Origin of the sequence: Kribbella sp. NBC_01484 (genome assembly GCF_036227145.1) — a bacterium.
In the GTDB taxonomy this organism is placed as follows: domain Bacteria; phylum Actinomycetota; class Actinomycetes; order Propionibacteriales; family Kribbellaceae; genus Kribbella.
In genome coordinates this window covers 6,503,971-6,524,263 of sequence record NZ_CP109437.1, presented here as the reverse complement: position 1 = coordinate 6,524,263, position 20,293 = coordinate 6,503,971, and the positions used below count along the sequence as shown (strand labels likewise).

Genomic DNA, 20,293 nt, shown 5'->3' with positions numbered 1-20,293 from the left:
TCCCGATGGGTCGGTGGCTCATGTCAGTCCTCGGTTGATGCGGCGGATCAGGCCGGGCCCCCGGTAGATCAGTCCGGTGTACACCTGGACCAAGCTGGCCCCGGCGTCGAACAGCCGCATCGCGTCGGCGGGCTCGAGGATGCCGCCGACCCCGATGATCGGCAGCGCTCCCCCGGTCTCCGCGTGGATGTGCGCGACCGTCTTGGCCGCGATCTCGGTCAACGGACGCCCGGACAACCCGCCGGTCTCCGCTGCCAGTGGATGGGATTCGACCCCCGGCCGCCCGATGGTGGTGTTGGTCGCGATGATCCCCGCCACGCCGACCTCGGTGCACACTGCGAGCAACTCGTCGATGGCGGACGGCGTCAGGTCCGGTGCGATCTTCACCAGGATCGGCTTCCCGCCCAGGCCGCCGACGCTCAGCGAGGCCGCCTCGGCGTGCAGGGCGGTCATCAGTTCACGCAGGTGTCCGGCGTCCTGCAGCGACCGCAGTCCCGGCGTGTTCGGCGAGGACACGTTGACCGCGAAGTAGTCGCCGTACGCCGAGAGCCGCCGCAGTGAGGTCACGTAGTCCTCGACCGCGTCCTCGAGCGGAGTCACCTTCGACTTCCCGATCGAGATCCCCAGCGGGTAGCCCAGGTCGCCGTACGCCGCCAGCCGGTCGGCCAGCGCGGACGAGCCGAGGTTGTTGAAGCCCATCCGGTTGATCACGGCCTCGTCCTCGACCAGCCGGAACAGCCGCGGCTTCTCGTTCCCCGGCTGCGGGTGGGCGGTCACGGTGCCGACCTCGACAAAGCCGAAGCCGACCGCGCGCCAGGCAGGCAGGGCGATCCCGTTCTTGTCCATCCCTGCAGCCAGACCGACCGGGGACGGGAAGCGGACGCCGAAGACCGTCCGGGGCGATCCGGTCGGCAGCGCGCCGTACGTCCGGGACAGTGCCGCGACCGCGCCGGGGATCCGGCCGAGGCGGCGGAGGCCGTGCAGCGTCTGCTCGTGCGCGACCTCCGCGTCGCCCTTTCCCAGCCGGTACAGGACCGGCCGGACGACCCGCCTATACACCGCGGATCCTCGGCACCCAGTCCTGCAGCGACCGGACACCGATGTCTCCCGCCTGCTGCGCCTCGATCCCCTGGACGGCGGCCGCCAGCCCCTGCACCGTGGTGATGCACGGGATGTTGCGCGCCACCGCCGCACTCCGGATCTCGTAGCCGTCCAGCCGCGGCGACCCGCCCTTGGTGATCCCGATCGGCGTGTTGACGATCAGGTTCAGCTCGCCGTCCTGGACCATCTGCACGATCGTCGGCTCACCGTTCGGCCCCGGACCCTGGCTGCTCTTGCGGACCGTGACCGCCTCGACCCCGTTGCGCCGCAGGACGTCCGCCGTACCCTCGGTCGCGTAGATCTGGAAGCCGAGATCAGCGAGCCGCTTCACCGGGAAGATCATGTGCCGCTTGTCCCGGTTGGCGACCGACACGAAGACCTTGCCCGAGCTCGGCAGCGGCTGTGACGCCCCGGCCTGCGACTTGGCGAACGCGGTCCCGAAGGTGTCGTCGATGCCCATCACCTCGCCGGTGGACCGCATCTCCGGCCCGAGCACGGTGTCGACCGACGCGCCGTCGATGGTCCGGAACCGGTTGAACGGCATCACGGCTTCCTTCACCGCGATCGGCGTCGAGGTCGGTAGGGTCCCACCGTCGCCCTCGGCCGGCAGCAGTCCCTCGGTCCGCAGCTCGGAAATGGTTGCCCCGAGCATCACTCGGGCCGCCGCCTTGGCCAGCGGAGTCGCGGTCGCCTTCGACACGAACGGCACCGTCCGCGACGCCCGCGGGTTCGCCTCGAGCACGTAGAGAACGTCCCCGGCCAGCGCGTACTGCACGTTCAGCAGCCCCCGTACGCCGACGCCACGGGCGATCGCCTCGGTCGACGTCCGGATCTTCTCGATGTCGGCGTTCCCGAGCGTGATCGGCGGCAGCGCACACGACGAGTCGCCCGAGTGCACCCCGGCCTCCTCGATGTGCTCCATCACGCCGCCGAGGAACAACTCGTCGCCGTCGAACAGCCCGTCGACGTCGATCTCGACCGCGTCGTCGAGGAACCGGTCGATCAGCACCGGATGCTCCCACGACCCGTACCCCGCGCTCAGCCGGTTCAGCGCCGCGGTCAGCTCCGCCTCGCTGTAGACGATCTCCATGCCCCGACCGCCCAGCACGTACGACGGCCGCACCAGCACCGGGTAGCCGATCTCGGTGGCGATCAGCTGCGCCTCGTCGAAGGACATCGCCGTACCGTGCTTGGGCGCCGGCAGCGCCGCCTCGGCGAGAACCTTGCCGAACGCACCCCGTTCTTCCGCGAGATGGATCGCGGCCGGCGAGGTCCCGACGATCGGTACGCCGGCATCCGCCAGCCGCTGCGCCAGACCCAGTGGCGTCTGCCCGCCGAGCTGCACGATCACCCCGGCGACCGGGCCGGCCTGCAGCTCGGCGTGCACAATCTCGAGAACGTCCTCGCAGGTGAGCGGCTCGAAGTACAGCCGGTCGGAGGTGTCGTAGTCGGTCGAGACTGTTTCCGGGTTGCAGTTGACCATCACCGTGCAGTAGCCGGCCTCGCGCAGCGCCATCGACGCGTGCACACAGGAGTAGTCGAACTCGATCCCCTGGCCGATCCGGTTCGGCCCGGAGCCGAGGATCAGCACGGCCGGGGTCTCACGCGGTGCGACCTCCGTCTCCTCGTCGTACGACGAGTAGTGGTACGGCGTCTCGGCCTTGAACTCGGCCGCACAGGTGTCGACCGTCTTGTAGACCGGGCGGATCCCGAGCGCCTGCCGGACCCCGCGGACGACGTCCTCGGTCAGCCCGCGGATCTCGGCCAGCTGCAGATCCGAGAACCCGTGCCGCTTGGCCAGCTTGATCACCTCCGGGGTCAGCCGCGGTGCGGCCGAGACCTGGAGAGCGGTCTCGTGGATCAGGTAGAGCTGGTCCACGAACCAGGGATCAATGCGAGTGGAGTCGAAGATCTGCTCCGGCGTGGCCCCGGCCCGGATCGCGTCCATGATGGTCCGCAGCCGGCCGTCGTGCGGCGTCTTGATTGCCTCCAGCAACGGCTCGAGGTCGGTCGACGGCGCTCCGGCCCAGGAGAACCGGGCCTCCGGCTTCTCCAGCGAGCGGAGCGCCTTCTGCAGTGCCTCGGTGTAGTTGCGGCCGATGGCCATCGCCTCGCCGACGCTCTTCATGTGCGTGGTGAGCGTCGCGTCCGCGGCCGGGAACTTCTCGAACGCGAACCGCGGCACCTTCACCACCACGTAGTCCAGCGTCGGCTCGAAGCTGGCCGGCGTCTGCCGGGTGATGTCGTTCGGGATCTCGTCCAGGGTGTAGCCGATGGCAACCTTCGCCGCGATCTTGGCGATCGGGAAGCCGGTCGCCTTCGACGCCAGCGCGGACGAGCGCGACACCCGCGGGTTCATCTCGATCACGATCAGCCGGCCGTCGTCGGGGTTCACCGCGAACTGGATGTTGCAGCCGCCGGTGTCGACCCCGACCTCGCGAATGATGCCGATGGCAAGGTCCCGCATCACCTGGTACTCGCGGTCGGTCAGCGTCATCGCCGGCGCGACCGTGACCGAGTCGCCGGTGTGCACGCCCATCGGGTCGACGTTCTCGATCGAGCAGATGATCACGACGTTGTCCGCCTTGTCGCGCATCACCTCCAGCTCGTACTCCTTCCAGCCGAGGATCGATTCCTCGATCAGCACCTCGGTGGTCGGGCTGGCGTGCAGTCCGGCGCCGGCGATCCGGCGCAGGTCGGCTTCGTCGTACGCCATCCCGGAGCCGACGCCGCCCATCGTGAACGACGGCCGCACCACCAGCGGGTAGCCGAGCTCGGCGGCCGCACCCATCACGTCGTCCAGGGTGTGACAGATCCGCGACCGCGCGACGTTCGCGCCGAGCTTCTCGACGATGTGCTTGAACGACTCCCGGTTCTCGCCGCGCTGGATCGCGTCGACGGACGCGCCGATCAGCTCGACGCCGTACTTCTCCAGGACGCCGTTGTCGTGCAGGGCGATCGCCGCGTTCAGCGCGGTCTGGCCGCCCAGGGTGGCGAGCAGCGCGTTCGGGCGCTCCTTCTCGATCACCTTCTCGACGAACTCCGGCGTGATCGGCTCGACGTAGGTCGCGTCGGCGAACTCCGGATCGGTCATGATCGTGGCCGGGTTGGAGTTCACCAGCACGACCCGGAAGCCCTCTTCGCGCAACACGCGACAGGCCTGGGTGCCGGAGTAGTCGAACTCGCAGGCCTGCCCGATCACGATCGGGCCGGAGCCGATCACCAGGACCGACTCGATGTCTGTACGCCGCGGCATCAGACCCGTCCTTCCATCAGTTCTACGAACCGGTCGAACAGGTAGGCCGAATCATGCGGCCCTGCTGCCGCTTCAGGGTGGTACTGCACAGAGAACGCGAGCACCCGGCCGTCGCGGCCGGTGAGCTTGAGCCCTTCGACCACGTTGTCGTTCAAGGACACATGCGACACCTCAGCCGTGCCGTACGGCGTCTCGACCGTCTCGTCGAGCGGCGCGTCCACCGCGAACCCGTGGTTCTGCGCGGTGATCTCCACCTTGCCGGTGGCCCGGTCGAGCACCGGCTGGTTGATCCCGCGGTGCCCGTACTTGAGCTTGAACGTGCCCAGGCCGAGCGCCCGGCCGAACACCTGGTTGCCGAAGCAGATCCCGAAGTACGGCTTCCCCCGCTGCAGCAGGGCCCTGAGCAGCTCCGTCGGGTGCTCGGTGGTCTCCGGGTCGCCGGGACCGTTGCTCATGAAGATGCCGTCCGGGTCGACCGCGAGCACCTCGTCGAGCGTCGCGGTGGCCGGCAGCACGTGCACCTCGATGCCGCGCTCGGCCATCCGCTTCGGCGTCATCGACTTGATCCCGAGGTCGAGTGCGACGACGGTGAACCGCTTCTCCCCTTCGGCCGGGACGACGTACGTCTCGGCCGTGGTGACCTCGTCGGCGAGGTCCGCCCCGACCATCGGCGGCTGCTCGAGCACCTTCGTCAGCAGCTGGGCGGGGTCCAGGATCTCGGTCGAGATCCCGGCCCGCATCGCGCCGCGTTCGCGCAGGTGCCGGGTCAGCGCGCGGGTGTCGATACCGGAGATCCCGACGATGCCCTGGCCCCTGAGCTGGTCGTCGAGGGACCGGGTCGCGCGCCAGTTCGACGGCACCCGGGCCGGGTCGCGGACGACGTACCCCGCGACCCAGATCTTCTGTGATTCGTCGTCCTCGTCGTTCACCCCGGTGTTGCCGATGTGCGGCGCGGTCTGGGTGACGATCTGACGGTGGTACGACGGGTCGGTCAGCGTCTCCTGGTAGCCGGTCATGCCGGTGGTGAACACCGCCTCGCCGAAGGTCTCCCCGGTCGCCCCGTACGACGTACCGGCGAACGACCGGCCGTCCTCCAGGACCAGCAATGCAGGCTGGCTCATGTCTGCTCGGCTCCGATCAGAGTTGCGATGGATTCGGTCAAGGGGGCGGTGTCGGCCTTGCGGCGGGGCCGGAAGCCGGTGTCCAGCGCGCGGCCGTCGTGGTTCCAGGTGACCACCACCAGGCCGGACTTCTCCGCGGTCACCTTGCCGGCGATCCCGCGGTCGGTCCGGACGCCGGTCAGGTGGTCCGCGGGAATGAACACATCCGCCGCACCCTGCCGATGGAAGATCAGGCCGGCCTCACTGACGGCCAGGTCCGCGGTACTGCGGACGCCCAGTTCGTGCACGGCGATCCGGTCCATCCAGTCGCCGGCCGACGTGGTGGCGACGTACACACCCTCCACGCCCCGCGTCCTGCCTTCCGGCACCGCGGGCAGCGGCGCGAGATCGGCCTGCCGGGACTTGCGGTTCCGCCAGCCCCGGTACATGCCGTAGTAGGCCGCCGCCAGGATCAGCAGCGTGCCGAGAATGCCGAGGAACGCCTTCACCTGGCCAGCTTCCCGTCCAGGACGGTCGCCGTACCCTTCCGGAACGTCGCGACCACCTTGCCCGGCAGCGTCATCCCGTCGAACGGCGTATTCCGCGACAGCGACGCCGTCTCCCGGGGGACGACCGTCCGCACGACCGCCGGATCCACCAGGACAAGGTTGGCCGGGCTCCCCGCCTCCAAGGGCCGGCCGTGGTCGCCGATCTGGCCGATCGCGGCCGGCCGGTAGCTCATCCGTTCCGCGACCTCCGCCCAGGTCAGCAGCTTGGTGTCGACCATCGCGTGCTGGACCACGCTGAGCGCGGTCTCGAGACCGAGCATGCCGGGCGCGGCCGCGCTCCACTCGCAGTCCTTGTCCTCGACCGGGTGCGGCGCGTGGTCGGTGGCGACGATGTCGATCGTGCCGTCGGCCAGGCCCTCGCGGACCGCCTCGACGTCCTCCTTGGTCCGCAGCGGCGGGTTCACCTTGAAGACCGGGTTGTACGACGCGGCCAGGTCCTCGGTCAGCAGCAGGTGGTGCGGCGTCACCTCGGCGGTCACGTCGAGCCCGCGGCGCTTCGCCGCCCGGACGATCTCCACCGAGCCCTTGGTGGACAGGTGGCAGATGTGCAGCTTGGAGCCGACGTGCGCGTTCAGCAGGACGTCGCGGGCGATGATCGCCTCCTCGGCGACAGCCGGCCAGCCGGTCAGCCCGAGGACGCCGGACAGCGCGCCCTCGTTCATCTGCGCGCCCTGGGTGAGCCGCGGCTCCTGTGCGTGCTGGGCGATCGTGCCGCCGAAGGCCTTCACGTACTCGAGGGCGCGCCGCATCAAGGCGGCGTCCCAGACGCAGTCGCCGTCGTCGGAGAACACCCGCACGCGGGCCGCCGAGTCCGCCATCGCGCCCAGCTCCGCGAGCTGCGTCCCCTTCCGGCCGACCGTGACCGCGCCGATCGGGTAGACGTCGGCGTACCCGGCTTCGCGGCCGAGGCGCCAGACCTGCTCGACGACCCCGGCGGTGTCGGCCACCGGGTCGGTGTTGGCCATCGCGAAGACCGCGGTGAACCCGCCCAGCGCGGCGGCCCGGGTGCCGGTGAGGACGGTCTCGGCGTCCTCACGGCCGGGCTCACGCAGGTGCGTGTGCAGGTCGACCAGTCCCGGCAGCGCGATCAGCCCGGCGGCGTCGATCGTCTCGACGTCGCCCGGCGCCTCCAGGTTGGTGCCGATGGCAACGATCTCGCCGTCGTCGATCAGCAGGTCCGCCACCTCACCACCCAGGATCTTCGCTCCGGTGATCAGGTACGCCGTCATGCGGTCTGCTCCTCGTTCGTGTCGTTGCTGCCGGAGAGCAGCAGGTAAAGGACGGCCATCCGGATGGCCACGCCGTTGGTGACCTGCTCGACGATGACCGAGCGGGTGGAGTCGGCCACGTCGGCGCTGATCTCCATGCCGCGGTTCATCGGGCCGGGGTGCAGCACGATCGCGTCGTCCGGCAGTTGCGCCATCCGGTGGACGTCGAGACCGTAGCGGCGGGTGTACTCGCGGGCGCTCGGGAAGAACGCGTCGTTCATCCGCTCCCGCTGCACCCGCAGCATCATCACCGCGTCGCTCTTGGCCAGCGCGGCGTCCAGGTCGTACGACGTGGCGCACGGCCAGTTCGTCATGTCGACGGGCAGCAGCGTCGGCGGCGCGACCACCGTGACCTCGGCGCCGAGCGTCGACAGCAGCAGCACGTTCGACCGGGCGACGCGGGAGTGCAGGACGTCGCCGACGATCGTGATCCGGCGGCCGTCCAGCGCACCGAGGTGCCGCCGCATCGTGAACGCGTCGAGCAGCGCCTGGGTCGGGTGCTCATGGGTGCCGTCGCCGGCGTTGACCACCGCCCCGGTCATCCAGCCCGAGGTCGCCAGCAGGTGCGGCGCTCCAGAGGATCCGTGCCGGCAGACCACGCCGTCCGCGCCCATCGCCTGCAGCGTGAGGGCGGTGTCCTTGAGACTCTCCCCCTTGCTCACACTGGAGCCCTTGGCGGAGAAGTTGATCACGTCCGCCGACAGCCGCTTGGCGGCGGCCTCGAACGAGATCCGGGTCCGGGTGGAGTCCTCGAAGAAGAGGTTCACCACGGTCCGGCCGCGCAGGGCCGGCAGTTTCTTGATCGGGCGGTCGGCCAGCGACCGCATCTCCTCGGCGGTGTCCAGGATCAGGTTCGCCTCGTCCCGGCTCAGATCCCCCGCACTCAGCAAATGCTTCATCACGACCTCACCCCATCCCTTACGTCCGAAGAACCGTGGGTCCTGAACCTCGGATCTTCGGACGTCGGCGTCGTTTTGTCGGCGATCAGCACCGCGTCGGCACCGTCGTACTCGGTCAGGTGGACGGTGACCCGCTCGACCAGGGAGGTCGGCAGGTTCTTGCCCACGTAGTCGGCGCGAATGGGCAGTTCGCGGTGGCCGCGGTCGACGAGCACCGCGAGCTGGACCGCGCGCGGACGGCCGATGTCGCCGATGGCGTCCAGGGCCGCGCGAATGGTGCGGCCGGAGAACAGCACATCGTCGACCAGCACGACGACCTTGCCGTCGATACCGCCCGGCGGGATGTCGGTGTGTTCCAGGCCGCGGGGTGGTTTGAGGCCGATGTCGTCGCGGTACATCGTCACGTCGAGTGACCCTGTCGGCACACTCTGCCCCTCGACCGCCGCGATCCGGGCGGAGATGCGTGCGGCCAGGCCGACGCCTCGGGTGGGGATGCCGAGCAGGACGACCGGGTCGGCACCGCGGTTGCGCTCGAGGATCTCGTGCGCGATCCGGGTCAACGCCCGGGAAATGTCGGAAGCGTCCAGGACCTCGCGCGGCGCCGGTTGGGGCGCGGCGTTGTGGGCATGGTTCATCGCAACCGTTCCTCCTTTCCCGCCTCTCTGGACGGGTCTTTAAAGCAGGTTCGGACCGCTTGACATGGTATCGGATGTGACACGCCGTCTTGACGCTGGCCTCCGGCCCAGAATATTGTTACTCTCAGTAATCGAGGGGGTTTCACCGACCGGCCCGTTCCGGCGGGCCGGACATGACGAAATCTAGTCGGAGGGAAGAACCAGCGTGCCTAGCGAATACGCGAAGACACTGGGTGGCAAGCTACGCGCCATCCGCCAGCAGCAGGGGTTGTCGCTGCATGGCGTGGAAGAGAAGTCCAAGGGTCGCTGGAAGGCGGTCGTCGTCGGCTCGTACGAGCGCGGCGATCGAGCCGTCACGGTCCAGAAGCTCGCCGAGCTCGCCGATTTCTACGGCGTGCCGATCCGTGAGTTGCTGCCTGGTAACGCCAGCGCGGCCGCCGCGGCTGCCGCTCCTCCCCGGTTGATCCTCGACCTGGAGGCCCTGCAACACCTCGACGCGAGCGAGGCCGGTCCGCTGACGCGGTACGCGGCCACGATCCAGGCTCAGCGTGGGGACTACAACGGCAAGGTGCTGTCGATCCGTCAGGACGACATGCGGACCCTCGCCGTGATCTACGACGAGTCGCCGACGACTCTGACCGAGCGCTTCATCTCCTGGGGTGTGCTGAACCCAGAGGCGAAGGGCGACGTCGAGGAGTCCGAGGCAGCCGGCGCCTGACGCCGGACGGAGGCAGCAGAGACGGTCGGGGCTCGTAGCAGCTGGCCCACGGCCGCCCGCCTCGCAGTACCGCAGTAGGTCACAACAGCACCATCGACGCCGGGGCCGTTCCCCCCGCGCCATCACTACGGGGACGTAGACCCGGCCCGAGACCGTACCGAGACGGTTTCGGGCCTGACTTCCCGGAGGGCTCGCCCCCTCGTTCCTCAGCTCGAAATTTCTTCAGACGCCGAGGGTGGGCTTCAACTGCAGCAGTCTGGCCAGCAGCCCGTTGACGAACGCCGGCGACTCGTCGGTGGACAGGTCCCGCGCCATGGCCACCGCCTCGCTCACCGCGACCACGTCCGGCACCTGGTCGTCGAACAACAGCTCGTAGGTCCCGATCCGCAGGATGTTCCGGTCGACCGCGGGCATCCGGTCCAGCGACCAGCCCACCGAGTGCGTCTCCAGCAGGCCATCGATCACGTCGATGTGCTTCGCGACACCCTCGACCAGCGCCACGGTGAACTCGTTCACCGGCGGATCGTTGTCAGCCACCCGGTCGGCCAGGGTGCCGCCGACCGGCAGTCCCCTGACCTCCGACTCGAACAGCACGTCCAGTGCGCGCTTGCGGGCCTTGCTACGGGCAGACATGTTCTGTTGTCAGCTCTCTCAAAGCCTCAGGAGGTGACGCGGCCGAGGTAGTCCCCGGTGCGGGTGTCGACCTTGACCTTCTCACCAGTGGTCAGGAACAGCGGGACCTGGATGTCGTAGCCGGTCTCCAGCTTCGCCGGCTTGGTGCCGCCGCTGGAGCGGTCGCCCTGCAGACCCGGCTCGGTGTACTGCACCGTGAGCTCGACCGAGGCCGGGAGCTCGACGTACAGCGGGAGGTCGTCGTGCACGGCGACGATGGCGTCCTGGTTCTCCAGCAGGAAGTGCACGGCGTCGCCGACCACCTCGGGCTGCAGCTGCAGCTGGTCGTAGGTGCTCTTGTCCATGAACACGTACGCCGAGCCGTCGTTGTACAGGTACGTCATGTCACGCTTGTCGACCGTGGCCACGTCGACCTTGACGTCGGCGTTGAAGGTCTTGTCGACCACCTTGCCGGACAGCACGTTCTTCAGCTTCGTCCGGACGATGGCGCCGCCCTTGCCCGGCTTGTGGTGCTGGAACCACACGACGGACCACAGCTGCCCGTCCAGGTCGAGCACCATGCCGTTCTTGAGGTCGTTCGTCGTTGCCACGCGGGTATGCCCTTCGAAATCGATCAGCGGTAACACCGGATTGTAGCGGTCACCACCGCTTTCCTCCGATTCCGTGGCGGCCGGCGGCCCTGGCGGCGACTACGCTGGCAGTCCCGAGCACTACGGAGGCACCCGGTGGCCGAGTTCGCGATCTTCATCGTCATCATGATCGTGCTCAGCGTGATCGGGAAGCTGAAGCAGCAGTCGACCAAGCGCACCGGTACGCCGAGCCCGCGGGTCCAGAAGCTGATCGAGCGGATCCAGGCGCAGCAGGGGACCGCGCCGGGCAGTCAGCAGGTGGCCGCCGCGCTCCAGCAGAGCATGCAGGCCGGCCGCCAGCCGCGGCACCTGGGTGAGCGGACGTCACCCGGTCAGTCCAATCAACTGCCGACCCAGTCGGCCCCGCAGAACCAGCCGGCTGAGATCTGGTTGCCGACCAATCAGCCGCCCGCGCATCGCCCGCCGCAGAACAACTTGCCCGCACCGAAGCAGGACCTCGACACCCGGGTGCGCGAGCTGATGCGCACCGGCCACGAGGTCGGCGCGATCCGGCTGCTGTGCGACGAGCGGGACCTGGGCATCCTCGACGCGCAGAAGTACGCCCGCGCCCTGGTCGCGCCGACCGGCACCACCGCCGGCTCGCCGCAGTCCGCGGACGCCGAGCCGGACGAGGACGAGTCCCGGTACGTCGGCTCGGCCGCGTTCGCCGAGTCGATCTTCGACCTGGACCGCGAGGAGGACGTCTGGGCCAGTGGCTGGGTCGACACCCCCGAGCCCGACGACCGCTCCGACATCGACGAGCTCTGGCAGACCGTCCGCAACCCGCCGCGCCCCGGAGTCACTCCGGCCAGCTGACCGTGATGTAGCTGTGCCGCCGGCCAATGTGGAAGCCCGGCGGCAGTTCGTCGCCGACCGGGTGCACCTGGAACGCCGGCCCGGGACCACGCCGGTGATGGACGTCCCAGATCCGCACCTGGTCGACCATCCGATCGATCAGGTCACGTGCGTCCGGGCCATGACCGTTGCACCCCAACTCCACGAACGAGGCCAGGGCGCTCCGAGCCTGACGGGACGTCAGATAGGCGACGCTGTCGCGGGTCGCCACCGCTGCGGCTCCCCAATGCGGCGTCGGCGCGACGACACCCGGTCCGCCACCGGACAGAACGCAGTACCCGGGCAGTGTGGTCGCGAGCCGGAGGTTGAGATCGAACAGCGGCTCCTCGCGGTTCACCACCACCCCTGACCAGACCCGCTCCCCCGGTTGCTCCAGCACGCCGTCGTACGGATGCGCGTCGACCTCCTGATCCTCGTCGAAGCAGACGCCCACCTCGTCGCCGCTGATCGGGACGAGCCGCTCATAGTTCGCACCGGCCCCTTGCATGCAGACGAATCCGCACCAAGTCATCGACCGGCTGTCCAGGTGACCGTGCACCCGGTCGAACGCGATCGCCCGCGTCTGCCCACGCACCCGCAGCGGTACGACGATCCGCCCACCAGGCCGAAGCTGGTCGATCCAAGCCAGCGGGATGTCCCAGGCCGTCACGGTCACCACGATCCGGTCGTACGGCGCCTGACCCGGCGCACCGTACTCGCCGTCCGCCTGCACGACCAGGACGTCGTCGTACCCGGCCTGGTCCAGAAGCGCACGGGCGCGGGCGGTGACCTCGGGGTCGATGTCGACCGTGGTCACGGACCCCTTCGGCCCGGTCAGCTCCCGCATCAGGGCGGCGTTGTAGCCGCCGGAGCCGATCTCCAGCACCTGGTCACCGGGCTCGATCCCGGCCTGCTCGAGCATCAGTGCCACGATGCTCGGCTGCGACACCGAGCTGATCACCACGCCGGCCTGGTTCCGCTTCATCAGCACGACATCGTCAGCGTACGCGAGGTCGAGCGGAGTGTACGGGACGAACAGGTGCCGCGGCACCGTCCGGAACGCGGCAGCCACCCGCTCGTCACGGATGGTGCCTTCAGCAACCAAATGCCGGGTGAGGGCCGCACGCAACAACTCCGCCTGGGCCGAGTCGTTGCCGAGGGCAGCCATGGCGGTCAGTCCTGTTGGTCCCCGAGCGATTCCAGCAGCGTCCGCAGCAGACCGGCGAGCTGATCGCGCTCGGCCCCGGACAGCCCGGCGAGCAGCCGGCTCTCAGTGTCGACGTGGGTCGGCAGCACGGCATCGATCAACCGCAGACCCTCGGCGGTCAGCGTCACCCGAACGCCGCGCCCGTCGGTCTCACTCGGCGCCCGGGTGACCAGGCCGCGGGCCTCCAACCGGTCGAGGCGCTGACTGATCGCTCCGGACGTCACCATCGACGAGCGCATCAGACCGGCCGGGGTCAGGCTGTGCTCGGAGTTGCTGCGCCGCAGGGTCGCGAGAACGTCGAACGACGCCCGGTCGAGGTCGTGCCGGGCGAAGTTGCGCCGCAGCTCGCCGTCGAACAGCTGACTCAGCCGGCTCAGCCGGCCGATGACGCCCATCGGCGACGCGTCCAGGTCGGGCCGCTGCTCGCTCCACTGCTCGAGCACCAGGTCGACGTGATCTGCCATCTGTCCAGCTTACGGCCAACTCGCTTAGCGGTGAGGTATTGAAAGTTGCTTAGCGCTGAGATACTTTATCTTAGTGCTAAGCAATCGGGTCTCACTCCTCCTGGTCACGGCGATCACGCCGATGCTCTGGGGCACCACGTATCTGGTCACCACTGAGCTCCTTCCACCACACCGTCCGCTCCTCGCGGCGCTGCTCCGGGCCCTGCCGGCCGGACTGCTGCTGATCGCCATCACCCGCACGCTGCCGCGCGGCAGCTGGTGGTGGCGATCGCTGGTCCTCGGCACGCTCAACATCGGGGCGTTCAACGCACTGCTGTTCATCGGCGCCTATCGGCTGCCAGGTGGCGTGGCCGCGACGGTCGGCGCGATCCAGCCGCTCCTCGTCGCGCTGCTGTCTACCGGTCTGCTGGGTCAGCGACTGTCGCTGCGGACTGTCCTGACTGCGATCGCCGGTGTGTTCGGGGTCGGCATGCTGGTCCTCCGAGCCAACGCCCAGCTCGACACCTGGGGTGTGCTCGCAGCCCTTGGTGGAGCGGTCGTCATGGCGCTAGGCGTCGTACTGAGCAAGTGCTGGACGTCGCCCGCTCCCCTGCTGGCCACCACCGGCTGGCAACTCGTCGCCGGCGGTGTGGTGCTGCTGCCCGTCGCGTTCCTGGTCGAGGGCGCACCGCCTGCGTTCACCCTGCAGAACATCGCGGGCTACACCTACCTGACGATCATCGGCTCCGCGGTGGCGTATGCCCTCTGGTTCCGTGGCCTTCGGGAGCTGTCCCCCACCGATGTCACGTTCCTCGGGTTGCTGAGCCCGGTGACCGCCACCACCCTCGGCTGGCTGGTGCTCGACCAGCGCCTCACCACCGCCCAAGCCATCGGCGGCCTGATCGTGCTGGCCGCGCTCATCAGCGCCCAGGTACGGCGCAGGACGAGGCCAGTCAGTCCAGCGCCCGTCCTCGTGGCAGCGGGAGAGAGGAGCTGACGATGCGCGTCCTCGTCTGGGGCGCCACCGGCGCAGTCGGCAGCCGAGTCGTCCACGACGCCCTCGCCCGCGGCCACGAGGTGACGGCAGTGAGCCGAACCCTCAGCCGCCTCGCGACACTCCCCGCCTCTCCCGCTCTACACATCCGCCGAGGCAACGCGTCCGACCCGGATGACGTCGCCGCCCTGAGCGCCGGCCACGACGTCGTCATCAGTGCGACCCGTCCACAGCCCGGTCAGGAAGCCGAGTTGGTCCAAGCGGCCAAAGGCCTCCTCATCGGTCTCCGGTCCAGCGGCGTACGCCTGATCCTGGTCGGCGGTGCGGCCGGCCTGATCGTCCCCGGCACGAACCACATGCTCGTGGACGCACCAGACTTCCCAGCCCTTCTGCGCCCGATCGCCCTTGCCTGCAACGAACAGTTCGCCCTGGTCCGCGAAGCTGACGACGTCGACTGGACGTACGTCAGTCCCCCGGCCCTCCTCGAACCAGGCACCCGTACCGGCACCTACCGCAAGGGAACAGACCACCTCCTCACCGATGCCCACGGCAACTCCCACCTCTCCATCGAAGACTTCGCGATCGCCTTGCTGGACGAGGCCGAGCAGCCACAACACATACGCCACCGCTTCACCGTGGGCTATTAGCCGTACCCGGCCGGAGGTTGGTGGTGCCGCCAGCAGCCAGACGACGACAGCACTGGCCTCACCTCCCAGGTCACCACACTGCGCCGGCAACAGATGGGGAGGATTCCGGCCGATCCGGGAGTGTGATCCGGGAGCATAATCCGCTCCACCTCAAGATCGCCGCGTCAGCACGCCGCGGGTTGTCGCCCCCTGAGGTGGTGGGTTGCCGCCTGAGTTGGTGGGTTGCCGCCTGACATTCTGGCTGTGCAACCCATCACCTCAGGGGGCAACCTCTCAAAGCCGCACTAGAACAACCGCGTTGCGCGGCCGGCTCCACTCGCCGCCAGCAGCCCGCGACAGCGCGACCGGCTTCACTCCGCGAGTCACCACACCGCCTCGCCCGAACGGTCGTACGACGGGCAGCTGTGCGCCGCCGGGAAGCGCCCGCGGGGGGTGGGTGGGAGTGTCGCGGGAGCGGGGGTGGCGGGTTGGTGTTCGACGGTAGGTATGGGGAACGCCGGCGGGCTGGTGCGATGGCGCCGTACCGGGGGACCTTCCGGGTTAGCGAAGGGGCAGGCTCTAAGATCGGCGGGTACGACGTCCTCCACTGGGGGTGAGAGCGACGAGGCACCTGCTCCTGCAGGTCGATGTCCTTGGCCCGGCCGAGGTGGTGACGGCTGCCCGGGTGCGGCTTGCGGTGCGGCAACCGCTGGCTCGGGCGTTGGCCGTGCGGCTCGCGTTGGCCCGGGGTGAACCGGTTGCCGATGACATCTTGATCCGGGATCTGTGGGCTGACGCGGACGCGGCCCGGCCGACCGCGCGGCTGCGGGTGCTGGCGTCCCGGCTGCGTGGTGCGCTGGGTGAGTTCTCGGGTGCCCTCGACCGGAGTCCGGCGGGGTTCAGCCTGCGGGCCGAGCCTGCCGACCTGATCGCCGCCGAGCGTGCGCTCGCCACGATCGACGCCGTACGGCGAACTGACGACAACGCCCGCGTGTTCGCGACGGCAGCGACCGCCATCGACCTCTGGCGTGGTCAGCCGCTGGGCGATCTGGACGACATCCCTTTCGTCGCAGCACAACGGCACCGCCTGCAGTCCCTCCAACTGGAGCTTCAACTGGCCTGGGCCGAGGCCGGCCTGGCTCTCGGTCACCCCATCGGACCCGACCTCGAACGTCTCGTCGCCGCCCACCCACTGCACGAACGCCTGGTCGGCCTGTCCGCCCTCTCACTCGCCCGCTCCGACCGGCAAGCGGAGGCGCTCGACCGGCTCCGGAGTCTGCGCCACCAACTCGCCGACGAACTCGGCATCGACCCCGCACCGGAGACTGTGGCGATCGAGGACGACCTCCGCGGCCATCGCCCCACGATGCCCCGGATTTCGTTGCCCACGGCAGCGAAGAGCTTCGTCGGCCGCCGGCACGAACAAGCCGAGCTGCTCAGCGACCTCACCCGCCCGACCCTCATCACGTTGCTCGGCGACCCCGGAGCCGGCAAGACCCGGCTCGCCCGCGAGGTCGCCGCGCAAGCCGTCGGCGAGGGTCGTCCGGTCGCCTGGCTCGGCCTCGCCCCACTGCACGCCGCGGACAACCTGGTCGCAGCCCTCGCCGCGGCGATCGGTGCCGACAGCAACGGTGGTTCGATCGGACAGGCCGCCGAACTGCTCACCGGCGCGCTGCTCGTGGTCGACCACGCCGAACACCTCACCGCCGAGATCGGCCCGGTGATCGACGAACTGCGGGTCAAGGCCGCCAACCTGTCCATCCTCGTCACCTCGCAGCGCGCGCTCGAGCTCTCCGACGAGCATGTCCAGCGCATCGGCCCACTCTCGGCGACGGCCGCGGTCGCGCTGTTCTGCGATCGCAGCGGGGTCGAGGCAAGCTCCGCCGTCGACCAGATCTGCGCCGCCGTCGACCGTCTCCCCCTCGCTATCGAGCTCGCCGCCGGCCTGACCCGAACCCTTCCCGTGCGGCAACTCGCCGACCGGATCGACGACCGCCTGCTGATCTGCGACGCGGGACCCTGGCACGCGGGCCTCCGGACCGCCCTCGACTGGAGTCACGAGCTGCTCGAACTACCAGTCCGTACGGCGCTTCGCCGGCTGTCGGTGTTCGCCGGGGGCTGCACGTTGGAGGCCGCCGAGGCGGTCGTCGGCGGCGACGGAATCCGGGTCGATGAGGTGGCGGAGCTCCTCGCCGTACTGGTGGACCGGAGTCTGGTGACGATGGACGACGACGAGCGGTTCAGTCTGCTGGAGACCGTCCGCGAGTACGGGCACGAGCGACTGCGGGCCTCCGGTGAGGAGGCCGCCGTACGGGCGCGTCATGTCACGTGGTGCGCGGGGCTGGCGAAGTTCGGCGAGCACTATGCACGGTTGAACCAGCGGTCGTCCCTGCCCGAGCCGGTGGCAGCGCGGCGGCTGCGGACCGAGGAGCCCAACCTGCTGGCCGCGCTCGACTGGTGCCTCAGCGAAGGCAACGACCCGGGTCGCGTCAGCGAGATCGTCGCGCCGCTGTCCTGGCACTGGTACTACCGCGGCATGATGACCCAGGCCCGCGGCTGGTTGCGTGGCTCCCTCGCCATGCTCGCGCCCGGCTCACCTGAGCGCGCCGCCGCGCTGGCCGCGCTCGCGGTCCAGACCCGCTTCAGCGGTGGGTACGCCGAGGCGCGCGACATCGGCCTGGAATGCGTGGAGATCTACCGCGCGCTGGGTGACGACCGCGGACTCGCGATCGCGTTGCAAGGACTCACACTGACCAGCCTCGGCTTGGCCGACGAGTACGCCGCCCTCGACTACGCCCACGAGACGGAGCTGCTGACGCGCCGGCTGAACTTCGGCGTACTCCTGGGTGGGGCGCTGAACTGCTCAGGCCTTGCACTCCGGCAGCTCGGATACCCGGTCGAGGCCCGGACGATGTTCGAGGAGGCGTACGCCGCCTGGTCCGGGCTGCAGGACGACCAGGGCATGGTGATTGCCGGCGGCAACCTCGGGATCATGGACTTCCAGGCCGGCGACTTCGCCGCCGCCCGGGACCGTGGCCTGCACACCCTGCGGACCGCGCGGAACGTCGGCTACTCCGTCGGCGTGCTGGACGCGTTCGGCCTGCTCGCCTCGGTCGAGGCCGCCGCCGGCCACCACGACCTGGCGGTCCGCCTTCTCAAGACCGCCGAACACCAGCGCGAGGAGATCAGCGCCCCACTGTTCATCGCCGACGAACTCGCCGCCGTCGCCACCGCCTGGACGCTGTGCCGCCAGGCCCTCGGCCCCGAGGCGGACCACATCGCCGAGTCGGCCCGCCAGCTGTCCATCGACAGCCTGGTCACCGAGCTCCTCCAAGACCACAGCCACTAGCAAAGAAGCCGGCCCTCGCGGGGAGCGAGGGCCGGCGGGGTGGCGATGGGTCAGATGAGGCCTTCGCGGAGGGCGTAGGCGACGGCGTGCGAGCGGTTCTTCAGTTGCAGGCGGCTGGTCACGTCGTGGAGGACGTTCTTCACCGTCCGCTCCGAGTAGGACAGCTCGCGGGCGATCTCCTGGGTGTCCTTGCCGTCGGCCACCAGCCGCAGCACCTGCGTCTCGCGGTCGGACAGCCCGGTGTCGGACAACCGACGCGGTGCCAGCACGTGCCGCTGCATCCGCGACACCTGACCGAGCAACCTGCCCAGCAGATCCGGAGGCAGGCTGCCGTCACCCGCCGCGGCGGCCTGCAGAAGGTGCACGATGCGGTCGGCCGTCGCCTCGGTACGCCGCAGCACACCGGACACCCCCAGCTCGACCGCGGTCATCAGCGCCTCGTCGTCGATCGTGCCGCCGATCAGCACGGTCCGGCGACACCCCCGTTGCGTTGCCGCCCGGAGGACCTGGACGGCTCCGCTGTCCAGCGAGTCGACGGCGACCAACGCGACCACTGGCGGGGCGGTGCGCTGGTCGGCCGGCGGGCTCTGCTGCAGCGCCGCTAGGTCGGCGTCGCTGATCAGGGCGATCTCGCGCCGCTGCTTGAGCGCGTGCACCAGCCCGAACTGCGACAACGGGTCCAGCGCTTTCACCCAGACAGGTATGCCTTGTTGCGTGATCATGCTTGTCACTCCCCCAGAGCGTTGATGAACGGGACGGATCGAATCCGCAGTCACACGAACCCCCGAATCGTCGATTCGATCGTGCCGCCGAACCTTCAGCCAGCCTTCAGACCGGTGACGGCCGGTAGCGGGGCCCCACGCCTAGAGTGAACCATCCGCCTCTCACCGGCGTCTCACCCCGATCTCTTGGCCGGGTCCGCGACGTGTGCCCACACCACCTAGATGCCCGAAAGGGCAGTTTGGTTATTCCGGGAGGGTGGTGAGGGCGCGAAGCGCGAGCCGGTAGGAGTCGAGGCCGAAGCCGGCGATGGTACCGGTGGCCACGCCCGCGACGACACTGGTGTGCCGGAACTCCTCGCGGGTGGCGGGGTTGGTGAGGTGGATCTCGATCAGCGGAGCGGTCCGCTGGGCGATGGCGTCGCGGAGTGAGTACGAGTAGTGGGTGAACGCGGCCGGGTTCAGCACCACCGGGATCCGCCCGTCAGCCGCCTCGTGCAACCAGCCGACCAGCTCAGCCTCGTCATCGGTCTGCCGCACCTCGACCTCCAGCCCGAGCTCGGCACCCGCCTTCTCGCACTCCCCCACCAACTCGGCGAACGTCGTCGACCCGTACTTCTCCGGCTCCCGAGACCCCAGCCGCCCCAAGTTGGGCCCGTTCAGCACCAGCACTCGCCTACGCACATCAGTCACCCGACCCACCCTAGAGCCCAGCGGCCAGCGAGTTGTAGGCGGTGACCGCCTCGGCGCGAGCCGTCGGGTAGTAGACGGAGGCCGCGGTCCCGGAGCTCATGGCTTGCCAGTTGCGGCGGCTGAGCACCTGATGGACCGAGATCAGGCAGGCCGCTGTGATCTCGGCGCGGAGGTCATTGCCCAGGGCAACCGCCAGGGCCTGCTGGTCGCCGGCGACAAACTGCGCGAGGTGAGTCTCCAGAGCCGGAGTGGTGAAGACGAGGTTGTTGTAGGCGAGCACGGCTGGGTGGTCGTTGAGACCGGTGACCGGGTCGCGGCGGTCGAGGCCATCGAGGAAGTGGTCGCGGAGGGCCTCGATCGGGGGCGCTGCGGAGGCATCGACCACTCTGGCGGCTTCGTGCTGGTGGTCGGCGATGCGGTGCAGAACGAGATCCTGTTTGGTCGGGAAGTACTTGAACAGGGTGGGTTTGGAGACGTTCGCGGCCGCGGCGATGTCGGTGACCGACACCTCGTCGAAACCGCGCTCGAGGAACAGCGTGATCGCCGCCTCGGAGAGGGCGTCGTGGGTCTGCTGCTTCTTGCGGGCGCGGAGTCCGGTCACGACGTCATGTTAACCTAGT

At 69.4% G+C, this 20,293-nt stretch carries 19 protein-coding genes; 5 read left to right on the top strand and 14 right to left on the bottom strand.

The features are described 5' to 3' along the window. Positions 1-18: 18 nt before the first annotated feature. Genes OG555_RS31710 through pyrR form a run of 7 tightly spaced genes read right to left on the bottom strand, consistent with a single transcriptional unit; the run spans position 19 to position 8,828 of the window. The gene (locus OG555_RS31710; RefSeq protein ID WP_329476216.1) at positions 19-1,059 is read right to left on the bottom strand and encodes a quinone-dependent dihydroorotate dehydrogenase; all 1,041 of its coding nucleotides are present in this window, start codon (positions 1,057-1,059) and stop codon (positions 19-21) included. Continuing rightward, positions 1,052-4,357, bottom strand: a complete 3,306-nt coding sequence (gene carB / locus OG555_RS31705; protein WP_329476215.1) for a carbamoyl-phosphate synthase large subunit — start codon at positions 4,355-4,357, stop codon at positions 1,052-1,054. The genes OG555_RS31710 and carB overlap by 8 nt, the downstream gene beginning before the upstream one ends. Then, entirely contained in the window at positions 4,357-5,478 is a 1,122-nt protein-coding gene (gene carA, locus OG555_RS31700) for a glutamine-hydrolyzing carbamoyl-phosphate synthase small subunit (protein WP_329476214.1), read from the bottom strand. Before carA ends, carB begins: the two co-directional genes overlap by 1 nt. Beyond that, positions 5,475-5,966: a PH-like domain-containing protein gene (locus OG555_RS31695; RefSeq protein ID WP_328520032.1), complete on the bottom strand. Its 492-nt coding sequence runs from the start codon at positions 5,964-5,966 to the stop codon at positions 5,475-5,477. Before OG555_RS31695 ends, carA begins: the two co-directional genes overlap by 4 nt. Beyond that, complete coding sequence (locus tag OG555_RS31690) at positions 5,963-7,255, bottom strand: dihydroorotase (protein ID WP_329476213.1); 1,293 nt, start codon at positions 7,253-7,255, stop codon at positions 5,963-5,965. Before OG555_RS31690 ends, OG555_RS31695 begins: the two co-directional genes overlap by 4 nt. After that, positions 7,252-8,193: an aspartate carbamoyltransferase catalytic subunit gene (locus OG555_RS31685; RefSeq protein ID WP_329476212.1), complete on the bottom strand. Its 942-nt coding sequence runs from the start codon at positions 8,191-8,193 to the stop codon at positions 7,252-7,254. Before OG555_RS31685 ends, OG555_RS31690 begins: the two co-directional genes overlap by 4 nt. Next, positions 8,193-8,828 (bottom strand): bifunctional pyr operon transcriptional regulator/uracil phosphoribosyltransferase PyrR, encoded by a 636-nt coding sequence (gene pyrR / locus OG555_RS31680; protein ID WP_329476211.1) that lies wholly within the window; start codon positions 8,826-8,828, stop codon positions 8,193-8,195. Before pyrR ends, OG555_RS31685 begins: the two co-directional genes overlap by 1 nt. 205 nt (positions 8,829-9,033) lie before the next feature. Here pyrR and bldD point away from each other — a divergent pair, with 205 nt between their 5' ends. After that, positions 9,034-9,546: a transcriptional regulator BldD gene (gene bldD, locus OG555_RS31675; RefSeq protein ID WP_134119831.1), complete on the top strand. Its 513-nt coding sequence runs from the start codon at positions 9,034-9,036 to the stop codon at positions 9,544-9,546. A gap of 222 nt (positions 9,547-9,768) precedes the next feature. Here the strand turns inward: bldD and nusB are convergent, their stop codons facing one another. Together nusB and efp are read right to left on the bottom strand one after the other, a co-directional pair. Then, on the bottom strand, positions 9,769-10,179 hold the full coding sequence (gene nusB, locus OG555_RS31670; RefSeq protein WP_329476210.1) for a transcription antitermination factor NusB: 411 nt from the start codon (positions 10,177-10,179) through the stop codon (positions 9,769-9,771). 26 nt (positions 10,180-10,205) lie between these two features. After that, the gene (gene efp / locus OG555_RS31665; protein WP_328526983.1) at positions 10,206-10,739 is read right to left on the bottom strand and encodes an elongation factor P; all 534 of its coding nucleotides are present in this window, start codon (positions 10,737-10,739) and stop codon (positions 10,206-10,208) included. A 165-nt stretch (positions 10,740-10,904) separates the two neighbouring features. On the opposite strand from efp, the gene OG555_RS31660 reads away from it, so the two are divergent. Beyond that, a complete protein-coding gene (locus OG555_RS31660; RefSeq protein WP_329476209.1) occupies positions 10,905-11,624 on the top strand; it encodes a hypothetical protein in 720 nt (239 codons plus the stop codon). On the opposite strand, the gene fxlM is transcribed toward OG555_RS31660, so the two are convergent. Together fxlM and OG555_RS31650 are read right to left on the bottom strand one after the other, a co-directional pair. Continuing rightward, positions 11,608-12,810, bottom strand: a complete 1,203-nt coding sequence (fxlM, locus tag OG555_RS31655) for a methyltransferase, FxLD system (protein ID WP_329476208.1) — start codon at positions 12,808-12,810, stop codon at positions 11,608-11,610. The two genes, OG555_RS31660 and fxlM, sit on opposite strands and share 17 nt — an antisense overlap. 5 nt (positions 12,811-12,815) lie before the next feature. Next, positions 12,816-13,313 carry a MarR family winged helix-turn-helix transcriptional regulator gene (locus tag OG555_RS31650; protein WP_329476207.1) on the bottom strand — a complete coding sequence of 166 codons (498 nt, stop codon included), beginning with the start codon at positions 13,311-13,313 and terminating at the stop codon, positions 12,816-12,818. A 73-nt stretch (positions 13,314-13,386) separates the two neighbouring features. Between OG555_RS31650 and OG555_RS31645 the strand changes: the two genes are divergently transcribed. The 3 genes from OG555_RS31645 (at position 13,387) to OG555_RS31635 (ending at position 18,261) form a co-directional block, all read left to right on the top strand. Then, positions 13,387-14,289: an EamA family transporter gene (locus OG555_RS31645; RefSeq protein ID WP_329476206.1), complete on the top strand. Its 903-nt coding sequence runs from the start codon at positions 13,387-13,389 to the stop codon at positions 14,287-14,289. Positions 14,290-14,291: 2 nt separating this feature from the next. Then, positions 14,292-14,933, top strand: a complete 642-nt coding sequence (locus OG555_RS31640) for an NAD(P)-dependent oxidoreductase (protein ID WP_329476205.1) — start codon at positions 14,292-14,294, stop codon at positions 14,931-14,933. Between the two features lie 592 nt (positions 14,934-15,525). Continuing rightward, a complete protein-coding gene (locus OG555_RS31635) occupies positions 15,526-18,261 on the top strand; it encodes an ATP-binding protein (RefSeq protein ID WP_329476204.1) in 2,736 nt (911 codons plus the stop codon). Positions 18,262-18,311: 50 nt separating this feature from the next. Here the strand turns inward: OG555_RS31635 and OG555_RS31630 are convergent, their stop codons facing one another. The 3 genes from OG555_RS31630 to OG555_RS31620 all read right to left on the bottom strand — a co-directional run bounded on the left by OG555_RS31630 (position 18,312) and on the right by OG555_RS31620 (position 20,274). After that, a complete protein-coding gene (locus tag OG555_RS31630; RefSeq protein ID WP_329476203.1) occupies positions 18,312-18,983 on the bottom strand; it encodes a helix-turn-helix transcriptional regulator in 672 nt (223 codons plus the stop codon). Positions 18,984-19,226: 243 nt separating this feature from the next. Beyond that, positions 19,227-19,664 carry a type II 3-dehydroquinate dehydratase gene (gene aroQ, locus OG555_RS31625; RefSeq protein WP_329484908.1) on the bottom strand — a complete coding sequence of 146 codons (438 nt, stop codon included), beginning with the start codon at positions 19,662-19,664 and terminating at the stop codon, positions 19,227-19,229. A gap of 19 nt (positions 19,665-19,683) precedes the next feature. After that, positions 19,684-20,274, bottom strand: a complete 591-nt coding sequence (locus OG555_RS31620) for a TetR/AcrR family transcriptional regulator (protein WP_329476202.1) — start codon at positions 20,272-20,274, stop codon at positions 19,684-19,686. Positions 20,275-20,293: the final 19 nt, after the last annotated feature.